Consider the following 19,719-nt stretch of genomic DNA (forward strand, 5'->3'; position numbering starts at 1 on the left):
TACTCTAGCAGACGAGCAAGGGCAATTCTAGTGAAGTCAACTTTACTATTCCTCAATGAATCCGCCACTTTGGTGTGCCCACAACTTGGCATATATTCCCTTATGTGCGAGCAAATCGGCATGACTCCCATCTTCAACCACTCTGCCGTTGTCGAGGACGACAATTCTATCAAGTTTTGCGATTGTCGACAACCGGTGTGCGACAACCAGGCTCGTTCTGTTTTCCATCAATTTAGCTAATGAGCGTTGAATGAACTGCTCGCTTTTGCTATCAAGTGCACTGGTGGCTTCGTCTAGGACAAGAATTGGCGCGTTTTTTAGAATTGCCCGCGCGATCGCAATTCGCTGACGCTGTCCGCCCGATAATTTTACGCCTCGCTCACCAACAATCGTGTCAAATCCGTTTGGCAAACGCTCAATAAATTCTAGGGCATTCGCTTCACTTGCAGCTTGCCTGATTTGCTGTATATCGGCATATGGGTGTGCATACGCAATGTTTTCTGCAAGTGATCGATGGAAAAGAAGTGGCTCTTGGGCTACGTAAGCGATTGATTGTCGAAGACTGGCTTGTGTCACGTCTGCTATATTTTGACCGTCAATCAACACTGAGCCATTATCTAGATCATCAAATCTGAGAAGCAGTTTGGTGACCGTTGTCTTTCCTGCGCCAGAACTACCGACTAGTCCGACTTTCTGACCGGCCTTAATATGGAGTGTAAAATCGTGGAGGACATCAATCGACTTTGTATCCTGGTAGGCGTAGTACACATTAGTAAAATCGATCGCACCAGCCGTTACATGAAGCTTTTTGTGGCTTCTGTCGCGCACTAGTGGAGGCTCTTGGAGTATTTCTGTCATAGGTGACGCTTGCAGTAAGATTTTGTCATACCCGTTGATTAGTTCGCCAAGTGAAAATAGAGTGGCCGCGAGTCGCTGCAAATACGCAATGGTAAAAATCGCAATCGAAAGTGGTATGGAATGGTTTAGTAGCATACTGCCAATCGCAATAATGGCAATAATTTGGAACGTCTGCATAAACAATATCCGTCCAGATCCTTCAAGCGACATAAGCGAGAAATCTTTACGATGCGCTTTTTCATATTCGGCACTAACTTTCAGTACGCGGTTGACTTCTTCTTTTTCACCTGCAAATGTTTTGACGGTAAGATTATTCGTGATCGAGTCTGCAGCCGTACCGTTTACTTCTGATACCAGTCGTTTACGTTCGGCGCGAATCGCATCGCGCATTTGGCGAAACAACCGTATTTGCACGAGAAGCCCGACGATAAGAATTGCAATGATTCCAGCAAGAAGCGGCGTTTGTAGAAAAATAATCGTTAGCCCAACAACAAGATTAATGAGAAACGATAGTGTCCGAAGAACAAACAAATCCTGTATGCCAACATGACCGTTAATGAAATCAATAAATTTCCCAGTTAGGGCACCAATTTTTTGGTTTGCAAAGAAATCTTGCTCGCGGCGGAGCAGGTTGTCTAGGGAACTAACTACGAGCCGCGTGCGAACAGCAGCTTCATGCCGCACAGCTGTTTGAAAGCCTATGAGGTTGAGTACGACGCCAACTAGTACAAATACTCCGGCAGTAAATAAGTAGGTTTGCATTTGCTCCGTATCGTTGGTTGAAAAAGTGCCGATTGCCTTTGCGAGATAGTAGGGCACCGCAGTGTCAAGCATTAGTGCAGCGAGTGGTATAAACAAAGTCATGACCCAAAACTTCAATTTATCGAGACGAATTTGCTCCCAGTACAGCTTGAGTGTACCTTTAACTAGAATAGTAGGCTTTTGTTTTTTCATCGAATATTTGCTCCGCGCGAAAACCAATTGATATCTCCTTTCATCATATATCGTTGGCGTGTATTTCGCTAGCGGTCGGTCGCGTCCTGACATTTGGGCGAGTAGAGGTCCGTTTTGCGGACATAGTTTTTTTCGTATACGGTATAATGAAGTTATATGCAAAAAATTCTGCTTTACTATAAATTCACTCCTATAGCCGACCCAGAGCTATTAAAGCTATGGCAAAAAACGCTCTGCGATAGTCTCAATTTACATGGTCGGATACTGGTAAGTAAGCAAGGGATTAATGGAACGGTTGGCGGAGACATAGAAGACCTCAAGGCATACATAAAAGCCACCAAGCAACACCCGGGATTCAAAGATATACTGTGGAAATGGAGCGATGGCTCACGTGACAACTTCCCGCGTATGAGCGTAAAAGTAAAAAAAGAATTAGTTGCTTTTGAAACCTGGGACGAAATTGAAGTTGATGAGCAAGGTGTCGTTGGTACCGGCCCCCACCTGAAGCCCGAAGAAGTGAATGCCATGGTCGAAAAATACGGTGACGACGTAGTGTTTTTTGACGGGCGCAACCAGTATGAGGCTAAAGTTGGTCGTTTTAAAAACGCTGTTGTGCCCGACACGCGGACTAGCCGTGACTTCAAACGCGAGCTCGATAGCGGTAAATACGACGAACTAAAAAACAAAAAAGTCATTAGCTATTGTACGGGTGGTGTGCGCTGTGAACTGCTGAGTGCCATGATGAAGCAACGTGGCTTTAAAGACGTTTACCAAATTGACGGTGGCATTGTAAAATACGGAGAAACGTATGGTGATGATGGACTATGGGAGGGGCAACTTTACGTGTTCGATGGCCGTATGGGGATGGATTTTAGTGATCATGCAAAAGTGATTGGCGAGTGCATTCATTGTGGCGGCAGTACGAGTAACTACGAGAACTGTGCGCTGCCTAGCTGCAACGACCTAGTACTTATTTGTGAACACTGTAAGCTTGATGAAAAGAATTTGTATCATACAGAAATGTGTCGCACAGCGCGCCAGCAACAGCTGCAAAATGCGTAGGTATTCAAAGAAAACTTATTGAAATAATAAGGTAAATAATTTACAGTAGTATCCATGCAGCAAAGACGATCAACTAGGTATACCCGTGAAATCCAGGATATTTTACAGCGCATGGGACACGCAACCAATTCGCAAATAGCGAAAGAACTTCGTAAAAAATTTCCTACAGTCAGTGACACAACAGTTCATCGCGTAACGCAGCGCTTGTATAAAGACGGTGTGTTTGCTCTTGCGCCGCAGGCCCGTGACGGTTCGGTGCGCTATGACCATACCCTAAAACAGCACGATCACTTTGGCTGTTCGCGCTGTGATGGGCTGACAAATATGGATATCCCAGAAAAATATTACGAAGCATTACGCAGCAAACTCGGTGCCTGTAATATCACAGGCCCACTTACCGTTTATGGCGATTGCCAGAAATGTAGCGCCCATGCTACATCTACATCACAATAAGGAGTATATGATGAGCCTGTATAATACACTAACAAAAGAAGAATTCGATAAAAAAGTTCTTCACAACAACAAGGTAGTAGTCGTAGATTTCTGGGCTGAGTGGTGTCCGCCATGCCGCGCGATGGCGCCAATTCTTGCCGCTATCGCTGAAAAAATGAGTGATGACGTGGAGGTCGTAAAAGTCGACATAGAGGCATCGGGTGACAACAGTCAGCTTGCTACTACCTATGGCATCCAAAGTATCCCAAATCTTCACATTTTCAAGGCGGGTACACATGTGGGTCAGTTGGTTGGGCTCGTGCCCGAGGCCCATCTAAAAGATGAGCTCAAAAAGTATATCGACACCGACTAATCGCTCATGATTTCGCGCTATACTAGGTAGTGTGAATAAAGCACTAGAAGATAAGCTACGCACGTTACCTGACTCTCCAGGGGTATACTTCCATCGCTCAAAACACGGCGAAGTGATTTATGTTGGTAAAGCTGCCGTTCTCAAAAATCGTGTACGCCACTATTTCCAAAACCAAAACGATAGGGACGCAAAAACCAAAGCGCTGATCGGTGAAATCTATGATACTGATTGGATAGAAACCGAAAGCGAAATCGACGCACTATTTCTCGAAAGTGAAATGGTCAAGCGTTACATGCCAAGATATAATATTTTGCTGCGCGACGATAAATCTCAGCTCTATGTTAGAATCGACATGAAAAGCGAGTGGCCATTTGTAACAACAACACGCAATCCAGCAGACGATCGCGCAACCTATATCGGTCCGTTCTACAACGGCTTCGCAGTTAAGAAAGCACTCCGGTATTTGCGCAAAGTGTTTCCTTACTATACCAAGCCTCCAGCCGGTGGTCGACCCGACCTAGATGTTCACTTAGGGTTGAGTCCTAGCTCTGACACAACAAGTATTGAATACAAAACAAATCTTAAAAAACTTATTAAATATATTAAGGGTGGGCGAGTTGATATCGTAAAAGGTATCGAACGTGACATGAAGCGCGCAGCGCGTGCGCATCAATTTGAAACGGCAGCCGATCTACGCAATAAGTTAGGCTACCTGAAAGAATTACAGCGCCGTATTATGTTCGGCGACAAAGAGTTTCTCGATATCAGTAAAGACCAGGCGCTGACAAAACTGTCAGAGCTGTTGGGCCTGTCGCGCCAGCCGCGACGGATAGAGGCAATCGATGTGAGTCACATGAGCGGAGCAGATGTGGTGGCATCGCTCGTCGTATTTATCAACGGCGTCAGTAGTCGTCAGGACTACCGCAAATTCAAAATGACTCAGCAACGTAACGATGATTATGAGCATATTTACGAAACCGTGTTTCGTCGCTTTAGTGAAAAAAACATAAAGTCTTGGGGTATGCCCGATTTGCTATTGATTGATGGCGGCAAGGGGCAGCTGGGCTCGGCACTCGATGCACTTGAAGCACGCCAGGTACAGGTACCCTGCATCGGTATCGCAAAGCGCGAGGAAGAGCTGGTGATTCATAAATCCCGATCACACATCGACGTATCCTATCTTGCTTGCTCGCGTATTAAACCGATACCAGGGCTATTCGTACAGGAAACAAAATATCATTTCGAAGTAAATCTTCATCCGGAACAGCGCAACGCAGGCTCACATTCCCGCAATCTACGTGGCAACAGTGGTGTGACGCCCTATCGCGACATTACTCTCTTGATTCAACGTATCCGTGACGAAGCTCACCGCTTTGCAGTTAGTTACCATACTGTATTGCGACGGAATGGTCACGCCAAAAGTCAGCTCGACGGCATAGCGGGTATTGGCCCGGTACTCAAAAAGCGACTGTTAACACGATTTGGTAGCGTGAGAGGTGTTCGCAGTGCATCGTTTGAGCAGCTAGCCGAAGTAGTTGGCGCGACACGTGCTCGACGCATTGCTAGCCATATTGCATCAACTACAATTAGCTAGTATCATAAGGCCATGAAGCATAAGTATCGTGGGTTTACAGTAGTAGAGCTTATTGTAGTTATCGTACTGCTTGTGATGTTGGCGACGATCACTATTTTTGCAATAGGTAGTTGGAGGACGCGTGTTGCTGAGAGCGAAGCAAAGAACGATGCTATTCAGGTTGCGTCAGCTATGAAGAATGCCAAAACTTGGGCAAATGGCTATCCCATATTCACAGAAGGTACTGTCTTTGATGGTGCCAATGCCACTAAGGCTGTATATGTGCCCGGTCAGGGCGTATTGGTGACGTATCAGTCTGGCGATGCGAACAACTACTGTATAGAGGTACGGAGCAAGATTATTTCGAACGTGTACTACTATATCGACACGTCGACTGGCGGGACAAGTCCGCAAAAGGGCACCTGTGCCGGGGGGTTAAATAGTATTCCGGTGCCAACCGATCCTGGCCAGACGTTGTTTGTGTTCGATACTAGGCTAAGCGGTTGTGTCGGAACGGTTCAGCTTCCGATTGCGTCGCCGGCCTCAGCTGCAGGGAGTACTATCAACTGGGGTGATGGTACTACCGGTTCGCTGACATCTACATATCCAAGTCATACCTACACCAAGGCTGGGCGGTATGTTGTCTCTTATGACGGTGCACTGGCTAGTATTTCTGGCTCTAGCGTGGCCGCCGGTAACCGTGGCTGTCTCACTGCTATACAGCAATGGTCGAACACTATTTCACCGACCAGTATTGATTTCAGATATTCTACCAATCTTAGCTATGTTGCAGAGCCGCCACATACGGTTACATCGATGGCATATATGTTTTACGGAGCCCCAACATTTAATCAGGACATATCGGGGTGGGATGTTTCTAATGTCATCACCATGGGATATATGTTCAATAATGCAACTGCCTTTAACCAACCAATCGGCTCTTGGAATACTGCTAACGTGACCAGTATGACCTATATGTTTGCAGGTGCAACTGCCTTTAACCAACCAATCGGCTCTTGGAATACAAGTAAAGTAAGTAGTATGTTTGCCATGTTCACAAATGCAGATGCCTTTAACCAACCAATCGGCACCTGGAATACCGGCAACGTTCTTGATATGACCGCCATGTTTCAGGGTGCTGACGTTTTTAACCAACCAATCGGCACCTGGAACACTAGTAAAGTAACCAGTATGGCGACTTTATTTAATGGTGCCACAAACTTCAACCAGAACATATCTGGCTGGAATGTGGCGGCTGTAACCAGTATGCACATGATGTTTGCAGGTGCAACCGCCTTTAATCAACCAATCGGCACCTGGAATACTAGCAATGTAACCAGTATGGCTTATATGTTCCAGACCGCATACGCCTTTAATCAACCAATCGGCACCTGGAACACTAGTAAAGTAACCAATATGACATATATGTTCTACTATGCTACACAGTTTAACCAACCAATCAGTTCCTGGGATACCAGCAAAGTGACCAACATGGCCTATATGTTTGCTTTCTCTTCTCTTTTCAACCAGAACATATCTGGCTGGAACGTGGCGGCAGTGACGAATCATACGAGCTTTCGCACTAATAGTGCGCTCACCGCCATCAATGCTCCTCCAGGCTGGTAGCTATATGGCTTTGTGTCGGTGGTAGCCATGAATGATATAATCTTGGTATGCGCCCCAGTCCTCTTCCACCGGATGTAGTACGACTCATCGAAGCACTTGATGGCGGCTTGGTGGTTGTCACTGCCTATGCTCAGCAGCAACTATCGGGTGATATGGCTGCACCTTTTGTGCAAGAAGCGAGTTTTTGGTGGTTGTCGCGTATCGAGCAGCCCGGATGGAAGCTAGTAATCGATGGCTCACGACGGAAAACCACCCTTATACGTCCCAGGTTGACGAAATCTCAGATAGTATTTGACGGTGGGCTAGATGACAGTCGGGCTCTTGAGCTTTCGGGTGCGCATGATGTAATAGGCGCAGACGAGTTTGAGGCTTTTTTGAGACAGGCGCGTCGTGCGCATAGCATGGTGTATACGATAAAGCCGAATATCGAGGAATATGACTTTGAAACTAACCCGGCGCAGCATGAGCTATGCGTAGTGCTCGAGCGCATATTTACCACGGTGCAGGACTGCACGCCTGCACTCGCACAGCTCCGCGCCATTAAGACACCATTCGAAATTATGTCAATGAAAAAGGCGATTAAGCTGACGACAACTGCTTTCGCAGAGGTTCGAGCCAGACTCGGTGATTACTCGTACGAATATGAAATTGAGGCAGATATTACACGCTGTTTTCGACGTCATAATGCCAAACATGCCTACGAGCCAATTGTTGCAAGTGGCAAAAACGCACTAACACTTCACTATACTGCCAATCGGCATAAACTTGCTAAAAATCAGTTTGTGTTGATTGATGTCGGTGCACGGGCTGACGGGTACTGTGCCGACATTACGCGCACGTACTGCATAAATCCTACAAAACGTCAGCGTCAAGTCCATGAGGCAGTTGAACATGCACACCATGCCATTATTTCACTCATAAAGCCAGGCCTTCCTGTGGCTGAGTATCTGAGCCAAGTTGATGAGATCATGAAAGATGCGATGATACGCCTGGGCCTTTTAAAGGACCGGTCGGACGAAGTTCTCTACCATACGTACTTTCCGCACGCGGTGAGCCACGGTCTTGGTGTCGACGTCCACGATAGCCTGGGTGCGCCACGCTACCTTGCTGAAGGTATGGTGCTTACCGTAGAGCCCGGCATCTATATACCAGAAGAAGGAATTGGTGTCCGCATTGAAGATGATGTCCTTGTGACAAAGACTGGCTATAAAAACTTGAGCGGTTCGCTGTCGACAAATCTCTAGTAAGACGCTATACTGAAATCAATAATGAAACGCCAGTTACTTACGTTTGTGATCCGATGGATGCTCAATTCATTTGGCCTATGGGTGGCGGTCAGGATTTTTGGGACTGGATACAGCAACGCGCAAATTGATCAAGGAGCAGCAGTCTTTTTGCTGGCAGGGCTTATTTTCTCAGTAGTTAACGCGGTATTAAAGCCAGCTGCCATTATATTGGCTTTGCCGGCAATTCTCGTCACGCTCGGGCTCTTCACGATTATTGTTAATGGTCTTATGGTGTATATTTCTCTCAAGCTTGCCCCGGGGCTAACGATGACATTTTGGCACTCGGTTCTTACTGGTTTGGTGCTAAGTTTGGTAAACTATATAGTTAGTAGCGCGCTTGAATTAGAGTATGTGCGCGTGCGAGAGGAGAAATCGTGAATATAGACAGTATACTTCAGACAATTACTGTTGGATCGGCTCTTTTGATGATAATTGCCATCCTGTTACAGCAACGTGGAGCAAGCCTTGGTGCTGGATTTGGTGGCTCAAGCGAGCTATACACCACACGGCGTGGACTCGATAAGAATTTATTTGAACTAACGATTTTTCTTGCGATTACGTTTGTGCTCTCTATTCTCGCCGGGCTAGTACTACCCAACTTAAAATAGGATACATGTGTGGAAGAAAAACGTGGGTGGAACCAATTTAGACATATAAGGCTGAATCACAAACAGCTTGCGCGGCGTATGAAAAAAGCCGAAGGTGCCACACAGCGCCACGCACATCGTTTTATCGTGCGTCGTATCGATAACATTCGGCTCGTCACAAGAGAGATTACAACATGGCTGCTAGTAGTCGGAGTAATTATTGCAACCACAGGTTTTCAGCTCATTTGGGGCCAGACTCATTTTATGCGCAGCACGCCTGTCGCGGGTGGTACGTATGTTGAAGGTGTTTTGGGGCAGATCGATACCATGAACCCCCTTTTTGTAAGTACACCTTCGGAAGCATCAGTGGCGCGCCTTGTTTTTTCGTCGCTCTACAACTATGACGAAACTGGGAGTATTCACCAAGATCTCGCTAAGACTCTCACCGCTGATCAAAGCGGCAAAGTCTACACCATCACTCTCCGTGACGACGTAAAGTGGCATGATGGTGCAGCTTTGACGGCTAAGGACATTGTATTTACAATCAACCTTATAAAAAATCCGGCAACTCGCTCGCCGCTGCGGATCAATTGGCTTGACGTGTCTGTTACCGCGCCTACGAATACCACGGTCCAGTTTACGCTTCCCGCTACCTATGCGGCTTTTCCTCATGCGTTAACATTCCCAATATTACCCGAGCACATCTTGCGGGGCGTTGCCCCGGGTGCGCTACGAGAAAGCCCCTATAGTCGTTCACCAGTGGGGAGCGGTCCATTTAGTTTTCGGCTATTACAAGCTGCCGATGCGGTCAGTAAGCACAAAGTTGTCCACCTTGTGGCGAATGATCGATATTATGCTGGCATACCGAAACTTGATCGATTTGAACTCCATGCTTACCCCACGGAAGATGCACTGCTGAGTGCGCTTAAGGCTGGAGAGCTAAGTGGCGCAAGCGGTGTTTCTGTTACGTCTCTTTCGCAGGTAGATACTGCACGCTATACAATGACTGCGCAAGCACTCTATAGCGGTGTATACATACTCTTTAATGTGAACAATCCCATACTAAAAGATAGTAAGGTACGCAAAGCTTTACAGATTGGGACTGATACCATTTCATTGCGCAAGGTTATAGGTGGAGGTGTTCTCCCGCTTGACACGCCAGTTATTGAAAGTCAACTAACCGAAGGTGATTTCCCGAAACTGTCGTCGATTGACACGACGAAGGCGAAAGCTCTACTAGATGAAGCCGGCTGGGTTGTCAGTGGAAGCAACCGCGCAAAAGACGGTAAAATACTCGAATTCACTATTACCACTACGAAAAATCCCGAATACGAAAAATCGATTGATGTATTGACAAGGCAGTGGCAGACCTTGGGGGTAAAGGTAAATAAAAAGATTGTTGACGTATCGACAGTTACTTCGACATTTGTTCAGGATGTATTAAAAGCGCGAAACTTTGACATGCTTCTTTATGAACTAGCGATTGGCGGCGACCCAGATGTCTATGCTTATTGGCATTCATCACAGGTGGGGCAGAGTGGCTATAACTTCTCTGGCTATGCGAGCAAGGCGGCAGATGCAAGTTTGGCAAGTGCCCGTTCTCGGCTCGAGCCAGAACTGCGCAGCGCCAAGTATAAACAGTTCGCCCGTCAATGGCAAGAAGATGCCCCTGCGCTAGGACTATATCAGCCTGTCTTAGAATATATTGCTAATCTGAATGTGAAAGCTGTCAACAAAGGCACCATACTCACTACAGAGTCTGACCGTTATGCCAATGTCCAGTACTGGACTGTCAATGAAAAGAATTTATACAAAACGCCATAATGAGATTTGTGTCTGGCTAGGGAATTCCTGAATTAGGTATACAATTGGCAATTTGACCAACCGAAAGTTCTTACCAGGGCCTTAATCCAACCTAAAAGGATGAGCCGAAACTCATCTTTATAGCGTGGTGCACTGGAGAAGACTTGGCGAAGCGCCGCTTGGTGAGAAAGAGCAAGCTCTTTTTCGCCAAGCCAGCGGAGGAGCGAAGCGATACATCCACAATTTTGCCGAAGGCAAAACACGCTGGAAGTTCGTGCCAAAGCCTTAATAAACCTAAAAAGATGAGCCGAAACTCATCTTTATAGCGTGGTGCACTTTTACACGCAAGTCCGAACCTATTTTGAGCAAAATGGCTGACAAATGCAAGCCCCGTCGCCTAGCACAGCAAAGCTGTGCTGCGCCCCGCTCAGAAAACCCTTTGCATATTTTTTTGAGATTTCCCCCGCCGAGATTTTTTTGGAAAAGGAAAAGGGTGTTTCTGGTCGGGTCGCGTCTGCCTTTGGCAGACAGGCGGCGTGGCTCGGTCGGCATAGCCGACACACTTCGCCAGTGAAGCGTAAAAGCAGATGAACAGTTGTATAATGGAGGTATGATAGATTTTATCGGAGTGAAAATTGCCCTAATAAACAACGGCAAACTACTAATGATACAGCGCGATGACAAACCTGGTTTACGCTATGCTGGCTTGTGGGATTTTCCCGGTGGCGCAAGAGAAGAAAACGAAACCCCAGCGGAATGTGTAATTCGCGAGGTTGATGAAGAACTGGGAATTACGCTTAAACCAGAACAAATAATCTGGGAAAGGGTTTTTCCAGCTATGCACGACGAGAGATTAAACGCATATTTTATGGTTGCAGAAATATCGGACAACGATGTTGATAACATAGTTTTCGGCGATGAGGGACAGGGCTGGAAAATGTTTGCTATTGATGAATTCCTTAACTCAAACGAAGTAGTTGAACCACTAAAAGATAGGCTCAAGCCATATCTTGACACTAAAGTTCAGGTATAAGTTCTTTTAATCTCTCTCTTAATTGGTCGGGGCTTGTAAAAGTTATACCGTGCATACCGACAGATGTGGCGGCTTGGGCGTTTTCGGGGTCATCATCAATAAATATAGTTTGATCGGCTTTCGCCCCAAGAGTTTCAAGGGCATACTCATAAATGTCTTTGTGGGGTTTGCGCAGGCCTATCTCGTGCGACAACAAGACGATACCAAAATCATCATACAAGCCTGCTTCTCGTAGTGCTTTTGCGTGTGGCTCAATGGTGTTAGACAACACTGCCGTCTTAATGCCGAGTTCGCCCAAGTCTTTGACAATAGTCCGAACCTCTGCGAACGGCACGAGCTGTTCTATAAATGCGCGCCCTAACAAGTTTTCATCTACTCCGACTTGCCTTAATCCGTGTTTCTCGCTGACTTGTTGCCAAAACTCTGTTTCGTCAATTTTACCTGAACCAAGTAAAGGAATTTGCTCTGCCCAAATTTGAGCAAGTGTTTCCTTGCTCAAACCAAGCTCATTAGCTAAATCCTCCGTAACTGCTGAGTTACTCTCGTGCAGAACGCCGCCCGCGTCGAAAATAACGGTTTCTATCTTACTCATAGATGTAATTATAACATATTATAACCCCTGTCGCATAGCGACAGAGACCCGACCAGAAACACCCTTTTCCTTTTCCAAAAAAATCTCGGCGGGGGAAATCTCAAAAAAATATGCAAAGGGTTTTCTGAGCGGGGCGCAGCACAGCTTTGCTGTGCTAGGCGACGGGGCTTGCATTTGTCAGCCATTTTGCTCAAAATAGGTTCGGACTTGCGTGTAAAAGTGCACCAAAAAGCGATTTTTCGGGAAATTGTCGCCTACCAGGGCGATTTTTTCTTTGGTCGCGCGCAGCGCGAACCAAATGTTTTCTTGGGGGGAAATGGGAAGATGCCACGCCTGCGGCGTGGTTTTTTGTTTTTTAGGTTGGCATAGCCGACACGCTCCGCGTTGTGCTACCATAGAAAGTGGAAAACAATTCAAGGCATATGCTGTTTTGTGCTTAAACGGCTACTTCGCAACTATTTGGCGTATGCTGAATTGTTTTCCAAGCGGAGTAGCCTTTTAAGTTGGGAGGGTATATGCAACTACAACAAATAGCGCAACGATTGGTGTATTTCATCTATGTGCGTAAGTCTACGGATACAGAGGACAAACAAATCTTATCTATCGCGGCGCAGATAGTGGAACTCAAGGAGTTTGCTAAGCGCATGGGCTTGTATATCGCTGATGTCATCATAGAAAAGCAAACGGCGAAAACGCCAGGTCGCCCCAAACTCAACAAAATGCTGGAGCGCATAGAAAACGGTGAGGCAAACGGTATTTTGGCATGGTTGCCCGACAGATTGTCGCGCAACTCAATAGATAGCGGACGGATTATTTACATGCTGGACGTAAACGTCCTGCAAGACCTAAAGTTTCCGCATTTTTGGTTTGAAAACACACCACAAGGCAAATATATGCTGGCTAACGAGTTCAACAGCTCTAAACAGTACGTGGACAATTTGTCAGTAAACACAAAACGAGGTTTGCGGCAAAAAGTTCGTGATGGTCATTATCCAAGTATCGTACCATTCGGCTATTACAACGATGTGCGGACAAAGACGGTGGCTAGAAACAAAAAAACCGCGCCGCTGGTGCGCCGATGTTTTGAACTGTACGCTAAAGGCGACAAGACATGCGGAGACATCGCGGATTTTTTGTTTGCTAACGGTGTGGCGACCAAAGGTCGCCGCAAAACCAAAAATGACCCGAAGTCGGCGGGCGGTAAACGCTGGCACGAAACAAAAGTCAAACATATGCTCTCGAATATCTTTTATTATGGGCATTTTCGCTACGCTGGCGAAGTATACGAGGGTAAGCATACCCTGATAGTGGACAAAGCATTGTTTGACCGCGTACAGGCTGTGCTATTGCGCCGCTCGCGGGCGCAAAAACGCGCCACCAGTCCGCAACCGCTGACAATGCTTTTTCGCTGTGCGAACTGCGATTGTTTTGTTACTGGCTCGCACAAGATAAAGCGACAGAAAAACGGCAATGTCCATGAGTACACCTATTACCGATGTACGCACAAAAGCAAAAAAGTCACGTGCCGCGAGCCGGAACTGCGCGAATACGCGCTGGCAAGCCAACTCGTACCAATTGCGCGGTCATTTGCTATGCCGAAAGATATGGGCGCGTTTATGCTCGCCAAACTGGACCAGGACGCACAAGTCGTCCAAGCCGACAGCGCTAGATTAATTGCTACGCACCGCGCCCGACTGGACGAACTGGCCGGCAAGAGTCAGCGACTTTTTGACGTCTATATGGACGGCGATATTGAGCAGGATGAATACCGCGAAAGACGCGCCGAAATTATGTCTGAGAAAAAGTCGCTAGAAAGCAAAGTGGAACAAATCGCCGCTCGCGCTGACTTTTGGATTGAACCTATGCGCGAGTGGGTCAAAACAGCAATTTCACTCTGTAAAGTTGACGAAAACACCCCACACCAAGCCTTGCGCGAGAGTTTACGCAGAATCGACGGATTGAACCTGCTCTTAAAAAACAAAAAAGTCGTTGCCAGCAACGACCAATTTCCCATTTCCCCCCAAGAAAACATTTGGTTCGCGCTGCGCGCGACCAAAGAAAAAATCGCCCTGGTAGGCGACAATTTCCCGAAAAATCGCTTTTTGGTGCACTGGAGAAGACTTGAACTTCCACGATCGCAATGATCACCAGCCCCTCAAGCTGACGCGTCTACCAATTTCGCCACCAGTGCATATGAATTATGAGAACGTACCATCGGAGTTTTATGTCGTCCTTGGACATATTGTCTTAGCGGCGGAATCGGTAGACGGGCGTCTACTACTATTTGCGTTTCACGCAGTCGCCACCAGTGTATATGAATTGTATGAACGTACCATCGGAGTTTTGTGTACTTGCAAGATTATAGTCGATAACACACTTTTTGTAAATAACAGATGAGCTAGCATGATATAATAAGGAGCACGGCGCGTTGGCGGAGCAGTTACGCGGAGGTCTGCAAAACCTTTTAGATGGGTGCAACTCCCATACGTGCCTCCAAAATAATCTCAAACTTTGGGATTATTTTGTTTTATGAATGTCAATATTTGGGTACCCAAATGCCATTGAAATGGTAAACGCAACCACATACAATAGATACATGCCAAAACGTAGGTCATGGGATGATAAAAAATAGTAAAAGCAGTGATGAAAATAAAAGTATTCGAGGGGTACTTATTGACTTGTCGTTAGTCCCGGCTGACGGTAACTATGCCCAAGTAAACAAGAGGATATCAGAACTTGGCCTGTCGACATCGCATTTTACGGGCCAGGGCTGGAGCGCTGGTTTGCGTCTTGGGGCAAGAACATTAGACCATTTGCATGAACTTCTCGTTGAGAATAGTGACTATCAAAGCTTTAAGCTCAAGAGACTATTATTTCGGGAAGAGCTAAAAAACCAAAATGCGAGATTTGTGGCTGGGAAGAGCGGTCAATTGATGGTAGAATTCCTGTAGAGCTAGACCATATAAACGGCATCCATTCTGATAATCGACTAGAGAATCTTCGGATTTTGTGCCCAAACTGTCACAGCTTGCAACCAACCCATAGGGGGCGCAATAAAAAGCGACGATATGCGCAGATGTTGGAATAGGTAGACAAGCGACACTTAAAATGTCGTGCCCAAAAGGCGTGCGGGTTCGATCCCCGCTCTGCGCACCAACTAAAAAACGAGGCCTAGCCCTCGTTTTTTAGTTGGTAGTGGCAAGCTAGGAGGTAGGTTATAATAAACGGAGATGGTAAAGAAAAAACTGACAAAGAAAGCAACTAACCGAGCGTACATAGCTGCGCATTTAGCGCGCGCGTCAAAATATGTAAAAAAACGTCGTCAAAAAGTACGCATGTTCATGAATCGTCGACCACACCGAAGTTTTCGCTTAACTCGGCGTCGCGATTATCAGCGTGTGCTCGTACTCCCCGGATACACGGCATTCACATTGTATGTCTATCGTATCCTCCACGTCTATAGGCGCACATTCATCTATCTCATCCTACTCTATGCTGCCGCACTTGTGCTGCTAGGAGGGGTGACGGGTCAAGATACATATGACACTATTGGCGGTCTGCTTAAGGAGTCTTCTGAGGATTTATTCAGCGGAGGGCTCGGTAAGGTGAAAGAGGCGGGCCTACTGCTTGTATCAAGTTTTATCGCAAACCCAGATGTCTTGTCTACTGATCAACAAATCTACCTCGGGCTTATGCTGTTGCTTGTGTGGCTCTCGACCGTATGGCTACTTCGTGAGTTCTTGATTGGGCGCCGACCAAGGCTTCGCGACGGACTCTATAATTCTGCAGCTCCCCTTGTTTCAACTGTTCTTGTTGGCGGAGTTATTGTGGTTCAGTTACTACCGATTGGTCTCATCGCATTGGCCTATGGTGCTCTCACGTCGGCAGGGGTACTAAGCGAAGGCTTTGGATCAATGCTTTTTTGGATTTTAGCGACGAGCGTCGGGGTCTTGACGCTTTACTGGGTAACTAGCTCCCTTCTTGCATTAGTTATTACAACTCTTCCCGGTATGTATCCTCTACGCGCATTGAAGATCGCTGGCGATCTTGTAGTCGGTCGCAGGTTGCGTATTCTGTATCGCATGCTCTGGGGGCTACTAGTAATAGTTGCACTTTGGTGTATTGTGCTTATTCCACTCATCCTGATTGATATGCTTTTAAAACACGCGTGGTCACAACTTGAGAGTCTACCGCTTGTGCCACTCGGTGCTGCCGTCGTGGGCGCAACCAGCACGGTATGGTACGCTAGTTACGTTTACTTACTTTATAGGGGGATTGTCGATGACGATACCAAGCCAGCCTGAAAGCCGACTGAAGGAACTAAAAAATCTGCTCAATCAATATAGCTATGAGTATAATGTGCTTGATGCTCCTAGTGTTTCGGACGCTGTCTATGACGCGCTTTTTCAAGAACTCAAACAACTCGAAAGTAAACATCCCGCGCTTATAACTATTGATAGTCCGACGCAGCGTGTTGGCGGTAAGCTGCTTGAAGGCTTTCAAAAGGTTGCTCATTCACGTCGCATGCTTAGTTTGAACGACGTATTCGACCGTGACGAAGTGGTAGCATGGGTGAATCGCATGGAGAAATTGACACCCGGTTCGGCTCATGAATTTTTTGCCGATATCAAAATGGATGGCCTTGCCTGTGCGCTAATTTACCAGGACGGCATTTTGCAACAGGCCCTGACGAGAGGCGATAGCTTTGTTGGTGAAGATGTAACGGCAAATATACGTACGATTCGTAATGTGCCATTGAGACTTCGCACTACAGCTGGGTTTGAGCTCTTTCTTAAGGGGAGAACTGAAATACGCGGTGAAGTGGTCATGTATAAAAAAGATTTTGTGCAGCTGAATCGTGAAATGGAGCTTCAAGGTAAACCGGCTTATGCAAATCCACGCAATCTAGCTGCTGGCACCATCCGTCAGCTCGACCCTTCGCTTGTTGCAAGTCGCAAGCTAGCCTTTCGTGGTTACGATGTTTATCGCGATCAGCCCGCTGAAATTCCCACCAATCGGTATGCCTATGAGGTAATGACAGCGCTCGGTATCACGCGCAACTCACAGGCAACCGTATTTACGTCGCTCGATGGTGTCATGCATTTTGTCGATGATTGGGCCGAGCGACGGAACGACCTGCCGTATAATACCGACGGACTGGTGATTAAAGTCAATGATCGAAGTCAATATGAAGCGCTCGGTATTGTTGGTAAACAGCCAAGGGCTGCGGTTGCGTATAAATATGCAGCCGAACAGGCCACAACAATAGTGAAAGATATCGTCATATCGATTGGTCGGACTGGAGCGGCGACACCAGTCGCGGTATTCGACCCTGTACAAGTGGCTGGTACCACGGTGCAGCACGCAAGTCTTCACAATGCTGACGAAATTGCCAGGCTCGATGTTAGGCGTGGCGACACGGTGGTTATATTTAAAGCCGGCGATATTATTCCGCAGGTTGAGCGAGTCATCAGTGAACTTCGCCCTGCTGACACACATAAAATTGACTATAAAGCAGAGCTAGCACGGCAATACCCTGAGCTTGTATTTGAACGCCCAAGCGGCGAAGTTGTGTACCGGGTAAAAGGATTGACTGGTCCGATTATACTAAAACGCGCACTCGAGCATTTTGCCAGCAAAAGTGCACTCGACATCGACACGCTCGGTGAGAAAAATGTCGCGGCACTTGTTGACGCCGGTTTGGTAGCGGACTTAGCGGATATATACACACTCACTAAAACACAACTGCTTTCTCTTGAGCGGTTTGCCGATATTTCCGCAACTAAGCTGATCGATGCCATCACGACCAAAACCAATCCGCCGCTCGAACGATTTATCTATGGTCTTGGTATCAGGCATGTCGGCGTGCAAACGGCGAATGATCTTGCCGGCCGTTTTCAACATCTCGACGCGCTTAGCAGTGCGACGATAGATGAACTTGAAACAGTGGCTGGAGTAGGGAAGGTGGTCGCCGAAAGCATAGCTGCCTGGTTTGCCGATGAAGACAATATGCGTATGCTTCACAAGTTTGTTGAAGTAGGAGTCGCACCTCATTACACGCAAAAATCTGGCCAACTCGTCGGCAAAAATTTTGTGATTACCGGTACTTTACAGTCAATGAGCCGTGATGAAGCAGCTGATCGAATACGTGAGCATGGCGGTACATTTCAGACTGCGGTAGCGAAAGACACAAATTACCTTGTCGCTGGTGGTAAAGTCGGTTCAAGTAAACTTGCCAAGGCCAAGCAGTACGGTGTGCAAGTCATTGATGAAGCTGGACTTTTAGGAATGCTACGGTGACAAAGCTACCGGTATTCATAACGGGAAATCAATCAAAAGCCGACTATTTGTCGCGTCAGCTTAATGTTGAACTGAAGCATCAAAGGCTTGATCTTGACGAGCTGCAGTCGACTGATCTGCACACAATTGTGGCGCATAAATTGCTGCAAGCTTACGATGTTATGAATTGTCCAGTGCTAGTAGAAGATGTAAGCTTGGTATTCAATGCACTAGGTAGTTTGCCTGGCCCCTACATAAAGTGGTTTGTCGAATACGCTGGCGACGAAGTGTGCTGTCGAATGCTCGATGGGTTTTCGGATCGATCAGCTACAATACGCTGCACATTCGGGTATTATGATGGCGAGCGTATGGAATTTTTCGATAGTGAACTGCGCGGCACGATCAGCGATGCGCCTCGAGGGAATAATGGATTTGGTTTCGATCGCTTTTTCATCAACGAAGGACGTACTATTACTCGTGCCGAAATGTCCCAAGAAGAAAACGAACACACCTATGCAACACAAATGAAGCCGTTTGCGAAAGTAAGAGAGTTCATCCAAACGCTTCACTAGACCTGGGGTGCACGCGAAGCCCACACCGCCTCAAAGCCGAGTTGTATGAGTCTTGCATGCGAGCCATGTAAATGTTTCATGTCTAGCTCATCAAAGCGTAACCACTCGGCGGAACCTGGCACCGCGTCATCTCCCGCAACTGCCGGTGAAAATTCTGGATGACGGAAGAGAAAAGCAGTAGTATGTGGCCAGGCGTTGGCTGTCTCTCGGTCGTCCCTCACAAACTCGTCGTAGAGTATTTCCCATCTATCCCTCGCTATGTTAACCGACGTCTCTTCCAGCGCTTCTCGCACAGCAGCACTATGCTTGTTTTCATAGACACCGTCAACAAGGTCGACAAACCCGCCGGGAAGCGCACGTTTTCCATTACTCTTACGTATAATAGTCAGTACTCGGTCGTCCGCCACGCGTCCATTCTTGCCGTATTCTGTCGCAATAATAACGGGATCTACTGTGTAATTGGGCCCCCACCGATAGAATTCGCCTTTACCAAATCGTGCCCCACGCTCGCCGAGCAGAGTGAGAAATTCTGGATGTAGGGGCCTGCCTTCCGTGTCAACAATCAGGCCCCCAAGCTTAAATCTCGCCGTTTCCTCGGCAGTGGGTATGGCGATTCCTGCCGTGTCGGGAAAATACAAGCCTGCAGGAGTAAGTTCTAATTGCACTGTCATAATATTTCTTATACCATA

General features: G+C 47.0%; 20 protein-coding genes and 3 tRNA genes. 19 read left to right on the top strand and 4 right to left on the bottom strand.

All coding sequences use genetic code 11. The annotated features are described in order from the left end of the window. Positions 1–45: 45 nt before the first annotated feature. Positions 46–1,812, bottom strand: a complete 1,767-nt coding sequence (locus IPM09_00875) for an ABC transporter ATP-binding protein (GenBank protein QQS22088.1) — start codon at positions 1,810–1,812, stop codon at positions 46–48. 156 nt (positions 1,813–1,968) lie between these two features. On the opposite strand from IPM09_00875, the gene IPM09_00880 reads away from it, so the two are divergent. The 11 genes from IPM09_00880 to IPM09_00930 all read left to right on the top strand — a co-directional run bounded on the left by IPM09_00880 (position 1,969) and on the right by IPM09_00930 (position 11,587). Next, positions 1,969–2,874 (top strand): rhodanese-related sulfurtransferase, encoded by a 906-nt coding sequence (locus IPM09_00880; protein ID QQS22089.1) that lies wholly within the window; start codon positions 1,969–1,971, stop codon positions 2,872–2,874. A gap of 54 nt (positions 2,875–2,928) precedes the next feature. Beyond that, positions 2,929–3,327 (top strand): transcriptional repressor, encoded by a 399-nt coding sequence (locus IPM09_00885; protein QQS22090.1) that lies wholly within the window; start codon positions 2,929–2,931, stop codon positions 3,325–3,327. A gap of 7 nt (positions 3,328–3,334) precedes the next feature. Further along, the gene (gene trxA / locus IPM09_00890) at positions 3,335–3,679 is read left to right on the top strand and encodes a thioredoxin (GenBank protein ID QQS22091.1); all 345 of its coding nucleotides are present in this window, start codon (positions 3,335–3,337) and stop codon (positions 3,677–3,679) included. 31 nt (positions 3,680–3,710) lie between these two features. After that, a complete protein-coding gene (locus tag IPM09_00895; protein QQS22092.1) occupies positions 3,711–5,273 on the top strand; it encodes a GIY-YIG nuclease family protein in 1,563 nt (520 codons plus the stop codon). A 12-nt stretch (positions 5,274–5,285) separates the two neighbouring features. Continuing rightward, positions 5,286–6,878: a DUF285 domain-containing protein gene (locus tag IPM09_00900; protein QQS22093.1), complete on the top strand. Its 1,593-nt coding sequence runs from the start codon at positions 5,286–5,288 to the stop codon at positions 6,876–6,878. Between the two features lie 47 nt (positions 6,879–6,925). Beyond that, positions 6,926–8,122, top strand: a complete 1,197-nt coding sequence (locus IPM09_00905) for an aminopeptidase P N-terminal domain-containing protein (GenBank protein ID QQS22094.1) — start codon at positions 6,926–6,928, stop codon at positions 8,120–8,122. Between the two features lie 24 nt (positions 8,123–8,146). After that, on the top strand, positions 8,147–8,542 hold the full coding sequence (locus IPM09_00910) for a phage holin family protein (protein QQS22095.1): 396 nt from the start codon (positions 8,147–8,149) through the stop codon (positions 8,540–8,542). Then, the gene (gene secG / locus IPM09_00915; GenBank protein QQS22096.1) at positions 8,539–8,772 is read left to right on the top strand and encodes a preprotein translocase subunit SecG; all 234 of its coding nucleotides are present in this window, start codon (positions 8,539–8,541) and stop codon (positions 8,770–8,772) included. Before IPM09_00910 ends, secG begins: the two co-directional genes overlap by 4 nt. Positions 8,773–8,850: 78 nt before the next feature. Next, the gene (locus IPM09_00920) at positions 8,851–10,575 is read left to right on the top strand and encodes a peptide ABC transporter substrate-binding protein (GenBank protein ID QQS22097.1); all 1,725 of its coding nucleotides are present in this window, start codon (positions 8,851–8,853) and stop codon (positions 10,573–10,575) included. A 124-nt stretch (positions 10,576–10,699) separates the two neighbouring features. Beyond that, positions 10,700–10,843, top strand: coding sequence for a hypothetical protein (locus tag IPM09_00925; protein QQS22098.1), 144 nt, complete (start codon positions 10,700–10,702; stop codon positions 10,841–10,843). A gap of 321 nt (positions 10,844–11,164) precedes the next feature. Then, positions 11,165–11,587, top strand: a complete 423-nt coding sequence (locus IPM09_00930; protein ID QQS22099.1) for an NUDIX hydrolase — start codon at positions 11,165–11,167, stop codon at positions 11,585–11,587. Here IPM09_00930 and IPM09_00935 read toward each other — a convergent pair. Continuing rightward, the gene (locus IPM09_00935) at positions 11,571–12,179 is read right to left on the bottom strand and encodes an HAD family phosphatase (protein ID QQS22100.1); all 609 of its coding nucleotides are present in this window, start codon (positions 12,177–12,179) and stop codon (positions 11,571–11,573) included. The two genes, IPM09_00930 and IPM09_00935, sit on opposite strands and share 17 nt — an antisense overlap. 515 nt (positions 12,180–12,694) lie before the next feature. Here IPM09_00935 and IPM09_00940 point away from each other — a divergent pair. Continuing rightward, on the top strand, positions 12,695–14,323 hold the full coding sequence (locus IPM09_00940; GenBank protein ID QQS22101.1) for a recombinase family protein: 1,629 nt from the start codon (positions 12,695–12,697) through the stop codon (positions 14,321–14,323). Here IPM09_00940 and IPM09_00945 read toward each other — a convergent pair. After that, positions 14,283–14,370 (bottom strand) — tRNA-Leu (locus IPM09_00945). The two genes, IPM09_00940 and IPM09_00945, sit on opposite strands and share 41 nt — an antisense overlap. 231 nt (positions 14,371–14,601) lie before the next feature. Between IPM09_00945 and IPM09_00950 the strand changes: the two genes are divergently transcribed. The 7 genes from IPM09_00950 (at position 14,602) to IPM09_00980 (ending at position 19,030) form a co-directional block, all read left to right on the top strand. Continuing rightward, positions 14,602–14,675 (top strand) — tRNA-Cys (locus tag IPM09_00950). 122 nt (positions 14,676–14,797) lie between these two features. Further along, on the top strand, positions 14,798–15,130 hold the full coding sequence (locus IPM09_00955; protein ID QQS22102.1) for a hypothetical protein: 333 nt from the start codon (positions 14,798–14,800) through the stop codon (positions 15,128–15,130). Further along, the gene (locus IPM09_00960; GenBank protein QQS22454.1) at positions 15,049–15,267 is read left to right on the top strand and encodes an HNH endonuclease; all 219 of its coding nucleotides are present in this window, start codon (positions 15,049–15,051) and stop codon (positions 15,265–15,267) included. The genes IPM09_00955 and IPM09_00960 overlap by 82 nt, the downstream gene beginning before the upstream one ends. Further along, a tRNA-Leu gene (locus IPM09_00965) sits at positions 15,250–15,335 on the top strand. Before IPM09_00960 ends, IPM09_00965 begins: the two co-directional genes overlap by 18 nt. Positions 15,336–15,409: 74 nt before the next feature. Then, positions 15,410–16,483 carry a hypothetical protein gene (locus IPM09_00970; protein ID QQS22103.1) on the top strand — a complete coding sequence of 358 codons (1,074 nt, stop codon included), beginning with the start codon at positions 15,410–15,412 and terminating at the stop codon, positions 16,481–16,483. After that, positions 16,461–18,479: an NAD-dependent DNA ligase LigA gene (gene ligA / locus IPM09_00975; GenBank protein QQS22104.1), complete on the top strand. Its 2,019-nt coding sequence runs from the start codon at positions 16,461–16,463 to the stop codon at positions 18,477–18,479. The genes IPM09_00970 and ligA overlap by 23 nt, the downstream gene beginning before the upstream one ends. Beyond that, positions 18,476–19,030, top strand: a complete 555-nt coding sequence (locus IPM09_00980) for a non-canonical purine NTP pyrophosphatase (GenBank protein QQS22105.1) — start codon at positions 18,476–18,478, stop codon at positions 19,028–19,030. The genes ligA and IPM09_00980 overlap by 4 nt, the downstream gene beginning before the upstream one ends. Here the strand turns inward: IPM09_00980 and IPM09_00985 are convergent. Then, positions 19,027–19,701, bottom strand: a complete 675-nt coding sequence (locus IPM09_00985) for an NUDIX domain-containing protein (protein ID QQS22106.1) — start codon at positions 19,699–19,701, stop codon at positions 19,027–19,029. The two genes, IPM09_00980 and IPM09_00985, sit on opposite strands and share 4 nt — an antisense overlap. Positions 19,702–19,719: the final 18 nt, after the last annotated feature.

The organism is Candidatus Saccharibacteria bacterium, from assembly GCA_016700015.1.
In the GTDB taxonomy this organism is placed as follows: Bacteria; Patescibacteriota; Saccharimonadia; order Saccharimonadales; family Saccharimonadaceae; genus Saccharimonas.

Coding starts and splice junctions, on each gene's coding strand:
- IPM09_00940 (QQS22101.1), top strand. CDS start 12,695: ATGCAACTACAACAAATAGCGCAACGATTGGTGTATTTCATCTATGTG.
- IPM09_00935 (QQS22100.1), bottom strand. CDS start 12,179: ATGAGTAAGATAGAAACCGTTATTTTCGACGCGGGCGGCGTTCTGCAC.
- IPM09_00885 (QQS22090.1), top strand. CDS start 2,929: ATGCAGCAAAGACGATCAACTAGGTATACCCGTGAAATCCAGGATATT.
- IPM09_00880 (QQS22089.1), top strand. CDS start 1,969: ATGCAAAAAATTCTGCTTTACTATAAATTCACTCCTATAGCCGACCCA.
- trxA (QQS22091.1), top strand. CDS start 3,335: ATGATGAGCCTGTATAATACACTAACAAAAGAAGAATTCGATAAAAAA.
- IPM09_00875 (QQS22088.1), bottom strand. CDS start 1,812: ATGAAAAAACAAAAGCCTACTATTCTAGTTAAAGGTACACTCAAGCTG.
- IPM09_00930 (QQS22099.1), top strand. CDS start 11,165: ATGATAGATTTTATCGGAGTGAAAATTGCCCTAATAAACAACGGCAAA.
- IPM09_00910 (QQS22095.1), top strand. CDS start 8,147: ATGAAACGCCAGTTACTTACGTTTGTGATCCGATGGATGCTCAATTCA.
- ligA (QQS22104.1), top strand. CDS start 16,461: ATGACGATACCAAGCCAGCCTGAAAGCCGACTGAAGGAACTAAAAAAT.
- IPM09_00985 (QQS22106.1), bottom strand. CDS start 19,701: ATGACAGTGCAATTAGAACTTACTCCTGCAGGCTTGTATTTTCCCGAC.
- IPM09_00900 (QQS22093.1), top strand. CDS start 5,286: ATGAAGCATAAGTATCGTGGGTTTACAGTAGTAGAGCTTATTGTAGTT.
- IPM09_00970 (QQS22103.1), top strand. CDS start 15,410: ATGGTAAAGAAAAAACTGACAAAGAAAGCAACTAACCGAGCGTACATA.
- IPM09_00955 (QQS22102.1), top strand. CDS start 14,798: ATGATAAAAAATAGTAAAAGCAGTGATGAAAATAAAAGTATTCGAGGG.
- IPM09_00905 (QQS22094.1), top strand. CDS start 6,926: ATGCGCCCCAGTCCTCTTCCACCGGATGTAGTACGACTCATCGAAGCA.
- IPM09_00920 (QQS22097.1), top strand. CDS start 8,851: ATGAAAAAAGCCGAAGGTGCCACACAGCGCCACGCACATCGTTTTATC.